Origin of the sequence: Nonomuraea angiospora (assembly GCF_014873145.1) — a bacterium.
In the GTDB taxonomy this organism is placed as follows: Bacteria; Actinomycetota; Actinomycetes; order Streptosporangiales; family Streptosporangiaceae; genus Nonomuraea; species Nonomuraea angiospora.
The window spans coordinates 752,022-768,671 of sequence record NZ_JADBEK010000001.1; the positions used below are offsets into that span (position 1 = coordinate 752,022).

Here is a 16,650-nt window from a genome sequence, read left to right on the forward strand (position 1 = left end):
GGTGTGCTCCTTCGTTGAAATGTGGGCATGCGAAACTGAACTCCCGGCCGGAAAGGCCGGATCAGGGGGAAGGTCTCAGCAGGGGATCTTCATGCGGGACGCCTTCGGCGACACCTCGGGCAGGCTGGGGACGAGATCGACGGCGAGCACGGCGACGCCGTTCACCGCGCCCGTCTTCTCGGTGTACTCGCCCTCGGGCAGCTTCACCGTCTTGGCCTTGGTGACCACCGTGCGCTCGCCCAGATACTGATAGGTCCGCCGGTCGAAGATCAGCTCGGACCGGGTGCCGTCGCCCTCGTCCATGGCGACGGCCAGCCCGGGGCGGCCGGAGACGTCCACGGTGTCGCCGATGAGCGCGATGCCGTCCAGCCCGGCGGCCACCCGGTAGAGGGCGGCGCCCAGGCTGGGCCGCACCACGGACTCGCGGATCAGGCTCTTGAGGGAGGACCAGATGCGCAGCGGCGCCTCGCCCGTGTCGGCCACGATCTTCGCGCGCACCTGGGCGGGATCCGTCGGCCAGGCGCCCAGCCGGGCGTAGGCCGGCCGGCCGGGGCAGCCCGACGACTCGTAGAGGATGTCCTCGGTGCCGCGGTCCCAGAAATTCCGGGGCGCCGGTCCCGTGGCCGACAGGGCCTGCCTGCGGCTCAGCCAGGGCTTGCCCACGTCGGCCGCCTCCCAGCGCTCCTCGTTGACCAGCACCTTGGTGTACTGCATCGCGCCCGACTTGTCCTTGGTGTACAGGCTCTGCTGGGCGAGTGTCTTGGTGTGGACGTACTGGCCGCGGGACGGCACCGTGTCACTCTGGTCGGCGGCGGCCCGCGCGGCCAGGGTGAGCAGCGCCCTGGCGTCGGCCGGGGGCGCGGCGAGCAGGTTCGCGGGGGTGTGCGGGGCGGAGCCGCCCAGACCCACCTCGGTGACGAGGATGCCGGCGGTGAGCGTCACCGCCATCGCGCCGACCAGGACCACGCGCCGGGCGGGCAGCGCTCTGGCCCACCTGCGGCGCGGACGGCCGGCCTGGGACGCCTGTGCCTGCTGGGCCTGCCGGAGGAAGCGGTCCCGCCCCGCCGCGGCGGCCTGCGGCGTGGGGTCCGGCTCCGCGAACACGGCCTCGATCAGCTTGAGCTCGTCCATCACCACTCCCTCATGGGGTTGACGTCGCCCAGGGCGGTACGCAGTTTCTTTCTCGCCCTGTTGATGCGGGACCCGACGGTCCCGATCGGTATGTCCAGCGCGGTGGCGATCTCCTCGTAGCCGAGCCCGCCGAACACGAGCAGGAACACCGCGTCGCGATCGCCCTTCGCGAGCCCTTTCAGCCCGCGTACCAGCTCCGGCCTGCTGGCCTGCGCCGCGAGCTGCGAGGTCACCCGGTCCTCGGGCCCGTCGGCGGAGTCCTCGGCGGGCACCTTGCTGAGGGCGTTCAGCCGGCGGCCCTCTCTGCGGCGGTGCCGGGCCACGACATTCGTCGCGATGCCGTACAACCACGACCGCACGGTGCCCCGTTGCGGGTCGAAGCCGCCTCTGCCGTTGAACGCGATCAGGAAGGCGTCCGCGACCAGGTCTTCGACGTGCTCGCTGCCGAGCCGGGCGGCCAGATATCGGTAGAGCTCGGTGAAGTATCGGTCGTACAGGAGGGCGAAAAGGTCAGGGTTGTCCATCGACCGCTCGACCACGGTGACGTCTTCCATCACGTCACTGGCGTCAGGTGGTGCAGCCATGGCGTCCTTTCGGAGGGAACTGTCACCCCGGAATTCGCCGCTCAGCCGTTTTTCTTCACGCCCGCCGTCAGCCCAGGTCGAGGCGGGCGAGTTCGGTGCGGGTGGTGACGCCGAGCTTGGGGAAGGCGCGGTACAGGTGGTGGCTGACGGTCTTGGGGCTCAGGAACAGCTGGGCGGCGATCTCCCGGTTGGTGACACCCGTGGCGGCCAGGCGTACCACCTGCAGTTCCTGGGGAGAGAGCGAGGCGGCCAGGTCGGGGGCGCCCTGGGCGACGGTCTCGCCCGCCGCGCGCAGCTCGGCGCGCGCCCGCTCGGCCCACGGCGCGGCGCCGACGCGGTCGAAGGTCTCCAGCGCCGAGCGCAGGCGGGTCCTGGACTCGTTCTTGCGGCGGGCGCGGCGCAGCCACTCGCCGTAGAGCAGGTCGGTACGGGCCCGTTCGTACGGCCGGTCCGCGTCGGCGTGCGAACGCACGGCCTGCTCCCAATGCCGCTCCGCCTCCGCGTCCCCGGTGGCGAGCAGGGCCCGGCAGCGGTGCAGGACGGCCTGCGCCCACGGCCGGCGGGCGGCGCCGGCCCAGGACTCGAAGCGGGCGAGCGGTCCGGCGGCGCGGTCGGGCAGGCCCAGCCGTACGGCGGCCTCGATCTGGTCGGGGGCGAAGTAGACGGGCATGATCTGGTGCCGCAGCGGCCCGCGGGCGGCGGCGTCGAAGCGCTCCAGCGCGGCCTCGAACCGGCCCTGACCGAGGTCCAGCAGGCCGAGCGCCCACTCGGCCCAGCCCACGATCGTCGCCACCGGATGGGCGCTGACGTGCGCGATCGTGCGTTCGGCGAGCTCACGGCAGTCCTGCTCCCGCCCCTGGACGGCGGCCGCCATGGCCATGACGCTCTCGAAGTGCGCGATGCGGTGCGTCTGGCCGATGTCGGTGGCGAGCCGGCGTCCCTCGGTCGCGGTCGTGACGGCGTCGCGGAAGCGCCCGAGGTACATCTGGTGGATCGCCAGCACCGCCTGGGCGAGCGGCAGCAGCCCGATCATGCCGTCGGCCCGGCATTCCTCGATCGCCGAGTGGGCGATGGCGAGCCCGTTGCCGAAGTCGCCCGAGATCCCGGCCAGCGAGCAGATGCTGATCCGCAGGGCCGTCATGCCGGAGGGGATCGCCGCGGCCAGGGCGATGAGCTCGCGGAAGGGCGGCAGCGCCCGCTCCAGGTCGCCGGCCAGGAAGTCGGCCATCGCGCGGGCCGCCCGCACGAACCCGTCCAGCCCGTCCTCCGCCGTCAGCGGCAGGCCGGCCAGCCGCGCCGAGGACTCGGCGACGGCCGCCGGATCGCTGAGGTACCAGGCGTTGCGCACCGCGTCGAGCAGCAGGAGCGCCGCGCCCCTGCGGTCCAGGCCGGCGATGGCGGCGGCGCCGTCGAGGAGGATCCGGTGGGCCTCCCGCACCGCGCCCCGGTCGAACGCGATCCGGCCGCGCAGCCCCGCCAGCCTCGCCAGGGTCAGCGGGTCGTCGCCCAGCCGCCGGACCTGATCGGCCAGGACCTGCGCGTGCTCCAGGGCGCCGGCGTCCGCGGCGGCCTCGGCCGACAGAGCCAGCCGCCGGGCACGTTCGGCCAGCCCGGGAGTGAGCCGGGCGGCCCGCTCCAGGGCCGCGGCGGCCGCGGCGTGGCCGGCGCGCTCACGGGCGCGGCCGGCCGCCTGTTCGAGCGCGGCGGCGATCGGCTCGTCGCGGCCGGTCACGGTGGCGGCCAGGTGCCAGGCGCGGCGGTCGGCGTCCTGCTCGTCGTCGAGCACGCCGGCCAGGGCGCGGTGCACGGCCAGGCGCTCGTCGTAGGCCGCTCGCCGCGCCGCCGCCGTCCGCATCAGCGGGTGGCCGAAGGACAGCAGCCCGCCGGCGGCGGACAGGAATCCGGCGCGCTCGGCCGCGCCCAGGGCGGCGGCATCGACCCCCAGCCGCCCGGCCGCGCGCACGACGACATCGAGATCCCCCGCGTCGTCAAGGGCGGCGACCAGCAGCATCGTCTGGCTGTCCGGCGGCAGGACGGCGATCCGCGCCTCGTACGCCTCCTGGATCCGGCGCGGCAGCGGCAGCGGCTCCTGCGCATGGTGCGGCGAATCGGGCATCCGGGGCAGCTCGATCAGGGCGAGCGGGTTTCCGCCGCTCTCGGCGAGGATCCGCTCCCGTACGGCGGGGCCCAGACCGGGCGTGCGCTCGCGCAGCAGATCGCCGGCGGCCCGCCGGTCGAGGCCGTCGAGCCGCAACTCGGGCACCCCGGGCGCGTGGAAGGCGTCCCTGGCCGCGAACAGCAGGGCGATCCCCTCCGAGTGCAGCCGCCGGGCCGCGAACAGCAGCGCCTCGGCCGACGACCGGTCCATCCACTGGGCGTCGTCGACCAGGCAGAGCAGCGGGCCGTCCTCGGCCAGTTCGGTGAGCAGCGACAGGGCGGCCAGGCCGATGAGGAAGCGGTCCTCCGGCGCGGTGGCGAGCCCGAACGCGCCCTCCAGCGCCCTGGCCTGCGGCGCCGGAAGTTTGCCGATCCGGTCGAGGGCCGGGCGCAGCAGCAGGTGGAGCGCCGCGAAGGGCAGCTCGGCCTCGGTCTCGATGCCGGTGCCGCGCAGCGGACGCATGTCCTCGCAGGACCGGGCGGCGTGGTCGAGGAGCGCGGACTTGCCGATCCCGGGCTCGCCCCGCAGGATCAGGCTCCCGCTCCGGCCGTCCCTGGCCTGCGCGAGCAGCGCGTCGATCCGCGCCTGCTCCCTCTCCCGTCCCCACAGCACCATCAGAATGTAGCGTCCCGCGCCACCAGACAATCGTCCGATACCGGGCGGACGCTCTGCCTCCCTAACGTCGGTACCGCCACGTGAGGAGAGACATGGATTTCTTACTTTTCTTGCTGCTGTTCGTCGTGTTGTGCGGGTGGCTCGACCGCTGGGCCACCCGAACCCCGGTCTCCAAGGAGGGACGCTGAATGTTCGTCGGACACTTCGGTCTGGCCGCCGCCGTCAAGGCCAGACAGCCCCGCGTCCCGCTGTGGTCGCTCATGCTCGCCACGCAGTTCCTGGACGTCATCTTCGTGATCCTGTACCTGGCGGGCGGCATCGAGTCCTTCCAGGCCGTCGCCCCGGGCACCTACGGCGAGGCGCTGATCGACGCGCAGTACACCCACTCACTGCTCGGCGCGCTGCTGCTGTCGGCGCTCTTCGGCGGCTTCGGGGCCTGGCGGTGGGGCCGCACGGCCGGGTGGGTGCTGGGCGCGGTGACGTTCAGCCACTGGCTGCTCGACCTGCTCGTCCACCGCGCCGACCTGCCGCTGCTGCCCGGAAACGCCGGTGACCTGCCGCTGCTCGGGCTCGGACTGTGGCAGATCCCCTGGCTCACGGCCGTCGTCGAAGGGGTTCTCGTGGTGGTCGGCGCGGTCCTGTACTTCCGCTCGGTACGGGAGCGCGCCACGGTGACCTGGCGCGCGATGGTCTCCGGCGGCGCCATGGCCCTGCTGCTCGCGTTGGGGCTGGTCGTGGACGTCCTCAGTTAGGGAGGTGGCGACATGTTCGTTGACGTTCCGGGCGGCCGCCTGGCCTACGACTGCGCCGGCGAGGGGCCGCTCGTCGTGTGCGTACCCGGTCTGGGGGACACCCGCGGCGCCTACCGGTTCCTGCGCCCGCCGCTGGTGGAAGCGGGGTACCGGGTGGTGACGACGGACCTGCGCGGCCACGGGGAGTCCTCGGCGGACTGGGCGGACTACTCCCAGTCCGCGGTGGGCGGCGACCTCGTGGCCCTGCTGGAGGAGCTGGACGCGCCCGGCGCCGTCCTGCTCGGCAACTCCTACGCGGCGGGCGGCGTCATCCGCGCCGCCGCGGAGGCGCCCGAGCGGGTGGCCGGCATCGTCGCGATCGACGGCTTCATCAGGGCCGTCCCCCTCAACGCCGCCGTCCGCGCGCTGGTCCGGCTGATCGCCGCCTCCCCGCGGCTGTGGAGCCTCTACTACGCCCTGGCGCACCGTACGGCCCGGCCCGCCGACCTGGCCGGACACCGCGCCGCACTGGTGGCCATGCTGCGCGACCCGAAACGGCGCGCCGCGATGCGCGCCATGCTCCTCGACCGCGAACCCGACGCCGAGCGGGCCATCGCCCAGGTCCGCTGCCCGGCCCTGGTCCTCATGGGCGCGAAAGACCCCGACTTCCCCGACCCGGCGGCCGAGGCGCGGACCCAGGCGTCGCTGCTGCGCGGGCAGGCCGTCCTGATCGACGGCGCGGGGCACTACCCGATGTCGGAGTGTCCCGAGCGTACGGCCGAGGCCCTGCTGCCCTTCCTGAAGAACGCGTTCTGACCGCGCTCATCCCGCTCTGCGCAGCCAGAGCGTGTGCGCGGCCCAGGCCGCCGCCGCGCCCACCGCGTACCAGAAGAGGTCGGGCGGGTTGAACGTGCTGCCCAGCAGCGGCCGCAGCACGGCCGGGATCTCCCCGAGCTGGGCGAACTCGATCACCCAGCTCGCCCCGGCCGCCAGCGCCGCCGCCACCCAGGGGCGTACCCGGGGGAGGATCAGCACCACGAGCGTGTAGATCAGCACGGTGTAGAGGGCGTCGCCCGCGTACTTCGGCACCGGGCCGTCGAAGAACACGCGCACCCCCAACCCGGCCGCGACGGTCAGGACGGCTGCGCAGAGAACGGGTAGGCGGGGCACCGGGTCACGTTATCGACGTATTGGGGCTCACTGCGACAACAGCGCGAGGACGCCCCGCCCAAAGGGCGGCCCAGGGGACGTCCGCCTCGTGCCGGACGGCCCGGCGCACGGTGGCCGGGCGGAGTCCGTACACCACCGGGCTGGTCAACGGCACGGAGGCGGCCACGCTGAGGTCATCGCGCACGCTTCGGGGCCGGCCCGGACAGGTGGCGGACCTCCACGCCCGGGATGCCGGCGACGGCGGGACGTCATCCCGGACCCATAAGTCAGAGGTTATGCTCCGTTGCCAGAATTGATCTTGTTCCGGGTGGAGGGCGTCTTCGATGCTGAGCGAGCCGGGCCGACCCGTCCGGGGAAACACGAGATCTCTTGAAGTGGGTGCACAACGATGACGACGAACGACGCGGCCTCGACAGATGTGCTGATCGTCGGCGCCGGGCCGACCGGGCTGACCCTGGCGTGCGACCTGGCTCGCCGCGGTGTCGGCTTCCGGATCGTCGACCGGGCCGAAGGGCCCGGCACGGCCTCGCGGGCCAAGACGATCCAGCCGCGCGCGCTCGAGGTCGCCGACGATCTCGGGGTCGTCGACCACGTGCTGCGGGCGGGCGCGGTGCACGTGCCGACCCGGCACTACGACCGCGACCGGGTGGTCTCCGAGGCGGTGGAGGCGGCCGTCGGGATGGCGGACCCGGGGGTTCCGTACGCGCCGGTGTGGCTGTCGCAGCCGCGGTTCGAGCAGATCCTGCGAGATCGCCTGGCCCAGCTGGGCGGCACGGTCGAGTGGGGGACGGCGGTGACCGGGGTGGCGCAGGACGGCGACGCCGTCGAGGTGACCGTGCGGACGGCCGCCGGCGAACAGCGCGTACGTGCTCGCTACGCCGTCGGCTGCGACGGCGGCCGCAGTCTCGTACGGGAGCTGATCGGCGCGCGGCTGGAGGGCGTCTCCTACGGAGATCACCGCTGGTGGCTCGGTGACGTGCGGATCGACGGCCTGGACCGGCACTGCCAGCACCTGTGGATGAGCCCGGAGCACGGGATCCTGTCGCTGTTCCCGCTGCCCGGCACCGACCTCTGGCAGTTCCAGGCGTCCATCCCCGCCGGCGACGCGGATCCCGTCCAGCCGTCGCTCGATCTGTTCCGGGACCTCTTCGCCGCCCGGGCCGGGCTGCCGGAGGTCACCATCGCCGACGCGAGCTGGCTGTCGCTCTACAAGATCAACGTCTGCCTCGCCGACCGCTACCGGGTGGGCCGCGTCCTGCTCGCCGGGGACGCCGCGCACATCCACTCACCGGCCGGCGGCCAGGGCATGAACACCGGCATCCAGGACGCCTACAACCTCGGCTGGAAACTCGCCGCCGTCCTCGACGGCGCCGGCCCCGGGCTGCTGGACACCTACGAACAGGAGCGGCGCCCCGTCGCGCGGGCCGTCCTCGACGACAGCACCTCCCGGCTGCGGGCCGTCACGCGGGCCGCCGCCGACGGTGACGGGGCGTCCGCGCAGCGCGGCCTCACCGGGGACTTCACCACCGGGCTCACCATCGCCTACCCCGACAGCCCGCTCACCCATGAGCTGCCGCGGTCCGTACCGGCCCGTGTCCGTCCCGGCGACCGCGCGCCCGACGCCGTCTGCCACGACCCCGCCTCCGGCGACCGGATCCGCCTCTTCGACCTGCTGCGCGGCCCGCACTGGACCCTGCTGACCTTCGACCGCGGCCATCCCGTACCGCACGATGCTCCGGCCGCTCCGGTGCGTACGGTCCGCGTCACCACCGACCCCGCGGCGGCCGGTCCTGACACGGTCATCGACACCGACGGCGACGCGCACGGCGTCTACGACATCCACGAGGACACCGCCGTGCTCATCCGCCCCGACGGCTACATCGCCTCCCGCACCCCGGCCCGCCACCCGTCGGAGCCGATGTACTCCTCCCCCCTGATCCATCTGGAGGCGGCTCGGCACCAAGCCTGAAATGTGATCATTTCTTGGGACGATCAGCGTCATGAAGAAATCCATGACGGTGTTCACGGCCACCGTTTGCGGCACTCTGCTGATGACCGCCACCCCCACCCAGGCGGCGCCGAAAGACCCGGTCCGCGCGCTGAAGGCCCAGCTGGTGGCCGGTCACGGCGTTCGTTTCGCCGACACCACCACCACGGTGGACGACGACGGCAAAGAACTGCTCATGCGGCGCCAGGGAGCCTTCCAGTTCAGCAAGAAGGGCATGGCCGCCGCCGACATCACGGCCAAGATGTCCGGACCTTTGGGCGCGGTCTCCGGCATGAACATCCCCGAGCGCGCGATCGCGATCGGAAAGGTCACCTACCTCTCCGGCGGCATGTGGAAGAAGAAGATGCCGGCGGGCAAGAGCTGGTACAAGTCGGACGACTTCTACGGCGGCGCCGCGGGATACTTCGGGCAGCCGATCAATCCCGTCGAGCCCGCGACGCTGGCCAGGCTGATCAATAAGGCCAAGAAGGTCAAGAACGCCTACACCGGCAAGATCACCTTCAAGGAGCTCGACAAGGTGTCGCCGTGGTTCCACGCGTCGATCCCCCTCCGGTCCCACAACGACACCGAGGTCTCCTACACCCTCACGGTCGGCGCCGCGGGGCTCGTCACCAAGGTGACCAGCTCCTATGCGGCGACCGGCGTCTTCGACAGCGGCACCTGGGAGGGCAAGACGTTCGCCGTCGAGACTCGCTTCACGGGCTGGGGAGGCAAGGTCTCCATCAAGGCGCCGGATGCCAAAAAGGTGACCACCAAGCTCGAAGAATGAGCGGTGCGTTCGTCTCCGTCACGAAGCCGCAGGTGCCGGCGGCGTCGAGGAGTTCGCCCATGACGCGTAACCGCCCCGGTGTCCGACAGGGGATGTCCATCCTCAGTGATCCTGGCCTCAGGTGTCGCGTTGATCGGTCAGCGGGGCGGCGGTCACCAGGCGGCGGCGCCGTTCTGGCCGGGCGCGAACAGGGCACCGCAGTACTGCTCGCGGACGAAGCCCTTTCGCTCGGCGGAGCGCAGCCATCCCGCGCGGTGGGCAGCCCGGCCCGCGGCAGTACCTCAGCGCGATCGAGCCCCGATCAGATCGTGGAGCCGCAGGGTCGCGGGATCGTGCGGGTGAGCGGCGTGAAATATGCGCAGCCAGCCGTGGGCGTCGATTCGGAGGAGATCGTCCCGGATGGATGGGTCGGCACCGCGCTCCAGGAGCAGGCGGATCACGTGGAGACGACCGCCCGGGATCGCCCAGTGCAGGCCGGTCCGCCCGAGGTAGGGCGCGACGTCGGGATGGACGCCGCGGTCGAGGAACCAGCGCACGACCTCGATCCGGCCGTGCTGGCAGGCGTGGACGAACGCCTCGCCCACGATCTCCTCCGGATCATCGGTCGCCGGCAGCCGGGACGGAAAGCCTGCGCCGGTGTCGGCGAGGTCGGGGCGTGCCGACGCGGCGTCCGGCCGGAGGCCGCCGTCCGCGTCGAAACAGGCCCGCACCAGATCCAGCCGGCCGCAGGCGGCATACGTCCAGAGCGCCTGGGGGACGATCCCGTGCTCGGCGAGCAGGTCGACGACCTCCGTGTGGTCGTGGTAAATGGCGTTCTCCAGCGGGGTGCTGCCCCATTTCCGGATGCCGGGGTCGGCGCCGGCGTCGAGCAGCAGGCGCACGTATTCGACCCGGTCGCAGCGGGCAGCCCAGGTCAGCGGGAGATCCAGGTCGGTGGCCTTGCCGAGCAGGACCTCGACCGCTGCGCGTGGCACGCCGAGCTCCTTCTGGAGCCGGACACCGGGGATCAGCTCGGGGCCCGCGAGCATGTGCAGCAGGGTGTCGGCTTGCGAGGCGTTCAGACCGGCCAGCTGATCGGTGTCGCCGGCCAGCAGCGCTTCGGCCTCGCGGTGCAGGCGCCGCCGCCGCTCCCGGCGTTCGTCGAGATCTCGCCGGGATTTGTCGGCGAACGACACGAGCTCCCGCCAGGTCGGGAAGCCGAGCTCCCGCGCGATGATCAGCTGCGCGTCGCGAAACTCGGCGGTCACGGCAGAGGTCGCGGTGGCGTGCCGGGGCACGTAGGCCCGCAACCGTCGCAGCGCGCCGGGATCGTCGCGGCGCAACTCGACGAGGAGGGCGTCGGCCATCGAGTCGTAGATGCCCGGCCTGATGCCCAGAAGGCGGGAGACCGGCCGTTCTTCGGTGGTAGCGCGGCTTTCGACGTGGGCGCGAAAATCGGCCCAGGTCCGGAATCCGTGTTCCTGAGCGAGCACGAACTGGGCGTCGCTGAGCAGGAACCGGTCGGCGGCCCGCTCGCCCAGCACGTCGGCGACTCGGGCTTCGGCTGCCGCATCGCCCGCCGCGTACGCGTGATGCAGGTGCTTGGCCTGCTTGCGGTAGTACTCCAGGTTCGGATGGGCCGGCAGCTCGAAATGACGATCGGACATGACAACCTCCTTCGTCGCCGAGGTCCGCTTGCCCGGCCGGAAAGAGGTTGGTCTTGTCCAGTGCGTTGACGTGCTGCTCGAGGTGGGAAGATCCCTGCCCGCGGACTGGCAGCGCCCTCGCACGCTTCATTCAGAATAGTGATCGGCTCCGCGCGGAGGCAACCGTCAGGAAGCGATCCATGCCTGCAGGGCGCAGGCGCGGTCTCGCGGCGCCCCGCCGGGCGTGTGGCGATCAATGACACCCGGACGGCGTGGCTCGCGCTCGCGGCTGCCGCCGTATCAGGCCTTCGCGCTCGACCTGGGCATCGCCCGCGACACCGTCGCCCAGGCGTACGCCGGGCTTGCCGATGATCTTCGGCAGCGCGGTCGTGACCACGGTGCTGCTGAGCGTCGCGACGAAGAGCGCGAGGAGCAGGCCGCTGAGCGCCACGCGGACCTGCTCGGCCGGGTCGCCGGCGGCGGGGTCGAGGCATGGCGGGATCGAGGGGTGGCGGGGTCGAGGGGTGGCGGGATCGAGGGGTGGCGGGGCCGAGGGCGCGGGCGGCGGCCACGGCGCGGTCCATGTCCTCCGCGGTCGCGACCGGCACCTCGCCGAAGGCCCCGGCCGCCGGCGGTCAGGCCTCGACGGTGATGGCCAGGGCGGGGCAGACCAGGGAGGCCTGCCGCACGTCCGCCAGCCGCCCGGGCGACGGGTCGTCGTTCAGCAGGACCACGACCCCGTCCTCGTCCCGCTGGTCGAACACGTCGTCGGCGGCCATGACGCACTGCCCGGACGCGACGCACTTGTCCTGGTCGATGATGATCTTCACGGTGTCCTCCTCGGTCACCAGGTGACGGGCAGCTCGTAGGCCCCGTAGACGAACCCGTCGTGCTTGAACGGGATCTGCTCCAGCTCGGTGGCGAGCGCCAGGGTGGGGATCCGCCGCAGGAGGGCGGGGTAGGCGACCTGCAGCTCCATCCGCGCCAGCGGCTGGCCCAGGCACTGGTGCACCCCGTACCCGAAGGTCACGTGCAGCCGGGGGTTGCGCCGGAGGTCCAGCCGGTCGGGGTCGGGGAAGACGGACGGGTCGCGGTTGGCGGTCTCGTTGACCGTGATGATGCCCTCGCCGGCCCGGATGACCTGGCCGGCGATCTCGATGTCCGCCAGCGCCACCCGCCGCAGCCCGCCGTGGGTGATCGTCAGGTAGCGCAGCAGCTCCTCGACCGCCGAGGCGATCAGCTTCGGGTCGTCGCTCTCGCGCAGGAGGGCCAGTTGCGCGGGGTCCCGCAGCAGGGCGAGCGTGCCCAGCGTGATCATGTTCGCGGTGGTCTCGTGGCCGGCGAACAGCATCAGCACGCCCATCCGGGCGGCCTCCTGCCGGGAGAGCTCACCGGCCTTGACCCGTTCGACCAGCCCGGACAGCAGGTCGTCGCCGGGCTTGGCGAGCTTCTCGCCGATCAGCCCGTCCAGGTACTCGGCCAGCCGCCGCTGGGCCTGCCCGCGCTCCGCCGGAGCCGAGTTGCGGTTGATGATGGTCCTGCTGTTGGCCTGGAAGAACTCGTGGTCGTCGTACGGGACGCCGAGCAGGTTGGAGATCACCAGCGAGGGCAGCGGCAGCGCGAACGCCTCGACGAGATCGGCGGGCTTCGGACCGGCGAGCAGCCGGTCGATCAGCTCGTCCGCGATCTCCTGGGTGGCGGGGCGCATCGCCTCCACCCGCTTGACCGTGAACGCGGAGGTCACCATCCGCCGCAGCCGGGCGTGCTCGGGGTCGTCCATCATGATGAAGCCGAGGCCGCTCGAGCCCTCCTTGGCCATGCTGTCCATGCCCGCGGCCTCCGCGGGGGAGAGCCGGGGGAGGCCGCGCGCGGGCTCGACGCTGACCTCGGGATGGCCGAGCACGGCGCGGTGCTCGGCGTGGCCGGTCACCAGCCACGCGGTGCCGCCGTCCCACAGCCGGACCCGGGTCAGCGGGCCCTCCTCCTGCCGGGCCCGCATCGCGGGCGCCGGATCCAGCGGGCACCTCGCCGATCTGGCGATGTCGTACTCCGGGATTGTCGTCACTGTTTCCTCCTGGAAGGCGTTTCAGCGAGCCGCACACGCGACGGCGGTTAAATCAACCGATTGATTTAAACCCTAGCGTGGGACGGTTACCTGTCAAGCCGGAGCGGCCCGCGGTCCGTCGCTTGAATAAGCTGTCCTTCCGTCACGCCTCGCCGGCACGGCCGAGGACCCTCGGCGGTCTGTGGGACCGGGCCGTCGAGGGCTGCGCGAAAGTCCCGGTGCGGTGAACGACGATGACGAGCAAGATGACACGGGACGAGCAGGTCAGCGCGACCCGGGAGGCGCTCCTGGCCGCGGCCGAGCGGCTGTTCGCCGAACGCGGCGTGCACGCCGTCGGCAACCGCCAGATCAGCGAGGCCGCCGGGCAGGGCAACAACGCCGCGGTCAGCTACCATTTCGGCGCCAAGGCCGACCTGATCCGCGCGATCGCCCGCAAGCACGCCGAGCAGATGGAGCGCATCCGCGAACGCATGATGGCTGGCATCGACGGCTCCACCGACCTGCGCGACTGGGTCGCCTGCCTGGTCCGCCCGCTCACCGAACACCTGGAGACCCTGGGCAGCCCCACCTGGTACGCCCGCTTCGCCGCCCAGGTCATGGCCGACCCCGCGTTCAACGCGATCATGGTGGACGAGGCCCTGACCGCCGCCCCGGTGCTGCGGCACTTCAGCGACGGCCTGGCCCGGTGCCTGCCCGGCCTGCCTCCAGGTCTCCAGCGCGAACGCACCACCATGGCCCGCCACCTCATCGTGCAGATGTGCGTCGAGCGGGAGCGGGCCCTGGCCGAACACACGCCCACCTTCCGGCCCACCTGGGACGACACGGCCGACGGCCTGATCGACGCGATCGTCGCGATGTGGCGGGCCCCCGTCCGGGACAGCTGAGCCGAGCCGCCGTCCTCGGCGCGAGGCCATCAGCGAATCAGGAGCCGAGGAGCTGTTCGAAGAGCAGGTAGCCGTTGTGATCGCGGTCATCAGGGCGGTCATCCGCCGCGAGCCGGCGAAGGATCCCATGACGGCGCGGTCCCGGGTGATGAGCAGCAGCGGCATCAGCGCTCACCGCGCCGGCCCGCCGGGTGCCCGCATGGAGCTCACCGCGCCCCCGATCCGGCACCACAACGGCACGCTCCGCGCCTGGGAGTCGCCGCCCCTTCACCTGCACACCCGCTGAGGTTCCCTTACGTCGGAGGTAATCGACGCCGCGTGCCTTTTGACGCGAGGGTGGGGGTATGAGCACTGACACCCGTGACGTCGTGGAGGAGCTGCTGCGCAGGATGGCCAAGGGCGACCATCCCCGCACCGCGGAGATGTTCGCCGAGCCGGTCGACTGGCAGCTCGACTGGCCCGCCGAGGGGCATCCCGCGGTGCCGTGGATCCGGCCCAGGTCCAGCCGCACGGAGGTGGCGGACCATTTCCGGTCGCTGGAGGCCCACCACGTGCCCGAGCTGAACGGCACGTCGGTGACGCGCATCCTGGTCGACGGGGCGCACGCCGTCGTGCTCGGGGAGATCGCGCAGACGGTACGTGAGAGCGGCACCGCCTATACCTCGCCGTTCGCGCTGCACCTCACCGTCGAGGACGGGCTCATCACCCGCTACCACATCTACGAGGACAGCCTCACGGTCGCCCGAGCCCTCGGCGGCCTCGAGTCCTGAGCTCTCAGCCGTGCCGGGGGCGGGAGCTCTCGCGGGGGTGCAGCTCCGTCTGCAGCACCATCCGGGCCGCCGGCCGGGCCGGGTTGTCGATCCGGCCGGCCAGCAGCTGCGCCGCCGCCCGCCCCAGCTCGTACGTCGGCTGCCGGACCGTGCTCAGCCCGGGCCGGAACAGCCGGGCCCACGGGATGTCGTCGAACCCGATCACCCCCACCTGCCCGGGGATCGGCACCCCCCGCTCGGTCAGGCACTCCACCGCCCCCACCGTCATGAGGTTGTTGGCCGCGAACACGGCGTCCATCTCCACCCCCTCGTCCAGCAGCGCCGCCATGGCCGAGTAGCCGCCCTCCTCCCGGAAGTCCGCGTGCCGCACCAGGGCGCGATCCACCGGCACGCCGGCCGCGCGCAGCGCCCGATGGTAGCCGCGCAGCCGCCGCATGGCGGTGGACATCCGCCGCGGGCCCGTGATGCACGCGATCCGCCGGTAGCCGGACGCCAGCAGGTGGGCGGTCGCCATCTCCGCGCCCTTCTCGTTGTCCACCATCACCGCGTCGACCTCGGTCTCGGCCAGCTCGCGGTCGATGGTGACGACGGCGGTGCCGGCGGCGACCAGGGCGGAGATGTCCGTCGAGTCGTCCGCCGGGGAGATGATCACGCCGGCCATGTTGTCGGCCAGCGCCACCGCGATGTACTCGGCCTCCCGAGCCCGGTTCTCGTCGGTGTTGCACAGGACCACCGAGTACCCGAACTGCCGGCCCCCGTCCTCCACCCCCCGTACGAGAGAGGTGAAGAACGGGTTGCCGACGTCGGAGACCAGCACCGCCCACAACGTCGTCTGCCTGCGCCTGAGATTGCGCGCCACCCCGTTGGGCCGGTAGCCGAGCTCCCGCACGGCCGCGAGCACCCGTCCCGCCAGTTCCGGGTTGACCGTGGAACGGCCGTTGAGCACGCGGGAGACCGTCGCGGCGGAGACCCCGGCGTGCCGCGCGACATCTTGGATCTTGATCAACCTCGTCCGATCTCGGAGACAGGGGCAGGAGAAATCGATTACGCCCGTGGGGACGGCGGCGGGAACGGCAACCGCTCCGCCACCGGCGCGAGCCCGAACGGCTTGTGCGGCAGCGTCTGGTACCAGAAGGCGACCGAGGAGAAGTCGTCCGAGCGCTTGTTGGCGTGGCCGTGCTCGATCGTCACCCTGATGGACTCGGTGAACGTGATCGGGTCCTCGACGTGGAAGCGGTAGAGGGAGATCTCGCCGCTCCAGTTGTCCCCGCCGGGCATGGTGATGCCGTGGTAGGGCGCGTGGTAGGTCTGCGTCGGGCACCACGCGGTGTTGAAGTAGTCCTCGGTGCCGGTGCCGTGCAGCGAGGGCGGGAACGGCTCCCCGTCGATGAAGATCATGTCATCGCCCTCGCCGTACCAGTTCCAGTCGCTGGTCTCGCGCAGGTTGCGGATGTTGAGCACGCAGCCCACGTAGTGGCCGCGCCCCTCGGCGTCGAGGATGACGTAGTTGCCGTCGCCCGTGTCGTTGATGCCCTCGACCTGGTACTCGCGGTTGCTCTGGGTGCCCTGCGGGACCCCGTCGGTGGGCCGCTCGCGGCGCCACTGCGCGTGGAAGTAGCCGAGGTCCTCGGCCGCCGAGTCGAACAGCTCGTAGTCGACGTAGTAGTAGAAGAAGACCGGCTCGGCCGACAGCTCGCTGATCAGCTCCACCTTCGCGCGGCTCGCGAACGGCATGTGGAACCACGAGTTGAAGCTCTTGCCGTCCTGCGGGCTCATCTGCAGCGGCGCGGAGACGAAGTTCGCGGTCTTGGCGTGGCCCATGCCGAAGAAGTCGCCGAGCGGCACCAGCACGCTGGGGTGCTCCTGGTCGTCCCAGGTGATCTTCAGCACGAGCCTGCGCAGGTAGTCGACGTCCACCGCGTCCGGCACGTCCTTCAGCGGGAGCGCCACCGTGCACCAGATGTGGTTGATCGAGCCGGGGCCCTCGATGTCGGCCAGGGTCACGGTGGTGCCGGCCTCGACGGTCAGCCGGTCCTCGTTGCCGCCCGTGCGGTCGTAGCTGGAGACCCGCTTGCGCCTGGAGGCCCGCAGCCGGGGCAGGTCACGCAGGCTGCTGCCGTGGTTGCCGTAGCTCATATGT

17 protein-coding genes are annotated in these 16,650 nt (G+C 72.0%); 7 read left to right on the top strand and 10 right to left on the bottom strand.

The genetic code is table 11. The annotated features are described in order from the left end of the window. Positions 1–75 precede the first annotated feature (75 nt). The 3 genes from H4W80_RS03340 to H4W80_RS03350 all read right to left on the bottom strand — a co-directional run bounded on the left by H4W80_RS03340 (position 76) and on the right by H4W80_RS03350 (position 4,488). Positions 76–1,131, bottom strand: a complete 1,056-nt coding sequence (locus tag H4W80_RS03340) for a CU044_5270 family protein (RefSeq protein ID WP_192783706.1) — start codon at positions 1,129–1,131, stop codon at positions 76–78. Further along, the gene (locus H4W80_RS03345; protein WP_192783707.1) at positions 1,131–1,715 is read right to left on the bottom strand and encodes an RNA polymerase sigma factor; all 585 of its coding nucleotides are present in this window, start codon (positions 1,713–1,715) and stop codon (positions 1,131–1,133) included. Before H4W80_RS03345 ends, H4W80_RS03340 begins: the two co-directional genes overlap by 1 nt. A 67-nt stretch (positions 1,716–1,782) precedes the next feature. Further along, a complete protein-coding gene (locus H4W80_RS03350; protein WP_192783708.1) occupies positions 1,783–4,488 on the bottom strand; it encodes a helix-turn-helix transcriptional regulator in 2,706 nt (901 codons plus the stop codon). Positions 4,489–4,676: 188 nt separating this feature from the next. On the opposite strand from H4W80_RS03350, the gene H4W80_RS03355 reads away from it, so the two are divergent. Both H4W80_RS03355 and H4W80_RS03360 read left to right on the top strand, forming a co-directional pair. After that, positions 4,677–5,240: a permease gene (locus H4W80_RS03355; protein WP_192783709.1), complete on the top strand. Its 564-nt coding sequence runs from the start codon at positions 4,677–4,679 to the stop codon at positions 5,238–5,240. Between the two features lie 12 nt (positions 5,241–5,252). Beyond that, entirely contained in the window at positions 5,253–6,035 is a 783-nt protein-coding gene (locus tag H4W80_RS03360) for an alpha/beta fold hydrolase (RefSeq protein WP_192783710.1), read from the top strand. A gap of 6 nt (positions 6,036–6,041) precedes the next feature. Here H4W80_RS03360 and H4W80_RS03365 read toward each other — a convergent pair whose 3' ends face one another. After that, entirely contained in the window at positions 6,042–6,389 is a 348-nt protein-coding gene (locus H4W80_RS03365) for a ribosomal maturation YjgA family protein (protein WP_192783711.1), read from the bottom strand. 388 nt (positions 6,390–6,777) lie between these two features. Between H4W80_RS03365 and H4W80_RS03370 the strand changes: the two genes are divergently transcribed. Continuing rightward, entirely contained in the window at positions 6,778–8,358 is a 1,581-nt protein-coding gene (locus tag H4W80_RS03370) for an FAD-dependent monooxygenase (protein ID WP_192783712.1), read from the top strand. A gap of 31 nt (positions 8,359–8,389) precedes the next feature. Then, complete coding sequence (locus H4W80_RS03375) at positions 8,390–9,166, top strand: hypothetical protein (RefSeq protein ID WP_192783713.1); 777 nt, start codon at positions 8,390–8,392, stop codon at positions 9,164–9,166. Between the two features lie 281 nt (positions 9,167–9,447). Here H4W80_RS03375 and H4W80_RS03380 read toward each other — a convergent pair whose 3' ends face one another. From H4W80_RS03380 to H4W80_RS03395, 4 genes are all read right to left on the bottom strand, one after another. After that, the gene (locus H4W80_RS03380) at positions 9,448–10,812 is read right to left on the bottom strand and encodes an ankyrin repeat domain-containing protein (protein WP_192783714.1); all 1,365 of its coding nucleotides are present in this window, start codon (positions 10,810–10,812) and stop codon (positions 9,448–9,450) included. Between the two features lie 232 nt (positions 10,813–11,044). Further along, positions 11,045–11,242, bottom strand: a complete 198-nt coding sequence (locus tag H4W80_RS03385) for a hypothetical protein (RefSeq protein WP_192783715.1) — start codon at positions 11,240–11,242, stop codon at positions 11,045–11,047. Between the two features lie 184 nt (positions 11,243–11,426). After that, positions 11,427–11,621: a ferredoxin gene (locus tag H4W80_RS03390; protein WP_192783716.1), complete on the bottom strand. Its 195-nt coding sequence runs from the start codon at positions 11,619–11,621 to the stop codon at positions 11,427–11,429. A gap of 14 nt (positions 11,622–11,635) precedes the next feature. After that, entirely contained in the window at positions 11,636–12,856 is a 1,221-nt protein-coding gene (locus H4W80_RS03395) for a cytochrome P450 (RefSeq protein ID WP_318786679.1), read from the bottom strand. Positions 12,857–13,089: 233 nt separating this feature from the next. Between H4W80_RS03395 and H4W80_RS03400 the strand changes: the two genes are divergently transcribed. The 3 genes from H4W80_RS03400 to H4W80_RS03410 all read left to right on the top strand — a co-directional run bounded on the left by H4W80_RS03400 (position 13,090) and on the right by H4W80_RS03410 (position 14,510). Then, complete coding sequence (locus tag H4W80_RS03400; protein WP_192783717.1) at positions 13,090–13,740, top strand: TetR/AcrR family transcriptional regulator; 651 nt, start codon at positions 13,090–13,092, stop codon at positions 13,738–13,740. 76 nt (positions 13,741–13,816) lie between these two features. Beyond that, on the top strand, positions 13,817–14,026 hold the full coding sequence (locus H4W80_RS03405; protein ID WP_192783718.1) for a hypothetical protein: 210 nt from the start codon (positions 13,817–13,819) through the stop codon (positions 14,024–14,026). A gap of 58 nt (positions 14,027–14,084) precedes the next feature. Further along, a complete protein-coding gene (locus H4W80_RS03410; RefSeq protein WP_192783719.1) occupies positions 14,085–14,510 on the top strand; it encodes a nuclear transport factor 2 family protein in 426 nt (141 codons plus the stop codon). Positions 14,511–14,514: 4 nt separating this feature from the next. Here the strand turns inward: H4W80_RS03410 and H4W80_RS03415 are convergent, their stop codons facing one another. Then, positions 14,515–15,516: a LacI family DNA-binding transcriptional regulator gene (locus H4W80_RS03415; RefSeq protein ID WP_192783720.1), complete on the bottom strand. Its 1,002-nt coding sequence runs from the start codon at positions 15,514–15,516 to the stop codon at positions 14,515–14,517. Between the two features lie 38 nt (positions 15,517–15,554). Then, positions 15,555–16,646 carry a glycoside hydrolase family 172 protein gene (locus H4W80_RS03420; protein ID WP_192783721.1) on the bottom strand — a complete coding sequence of 364 codons (1,092 nt, stop codon included), beginning with the start codon at positions 16,644–16,646 and terminating at the stop codon, positions 15,555–15,557. Between the last annotated feature and the right edge of the window lie 4 nt (positions 16,647–16,650).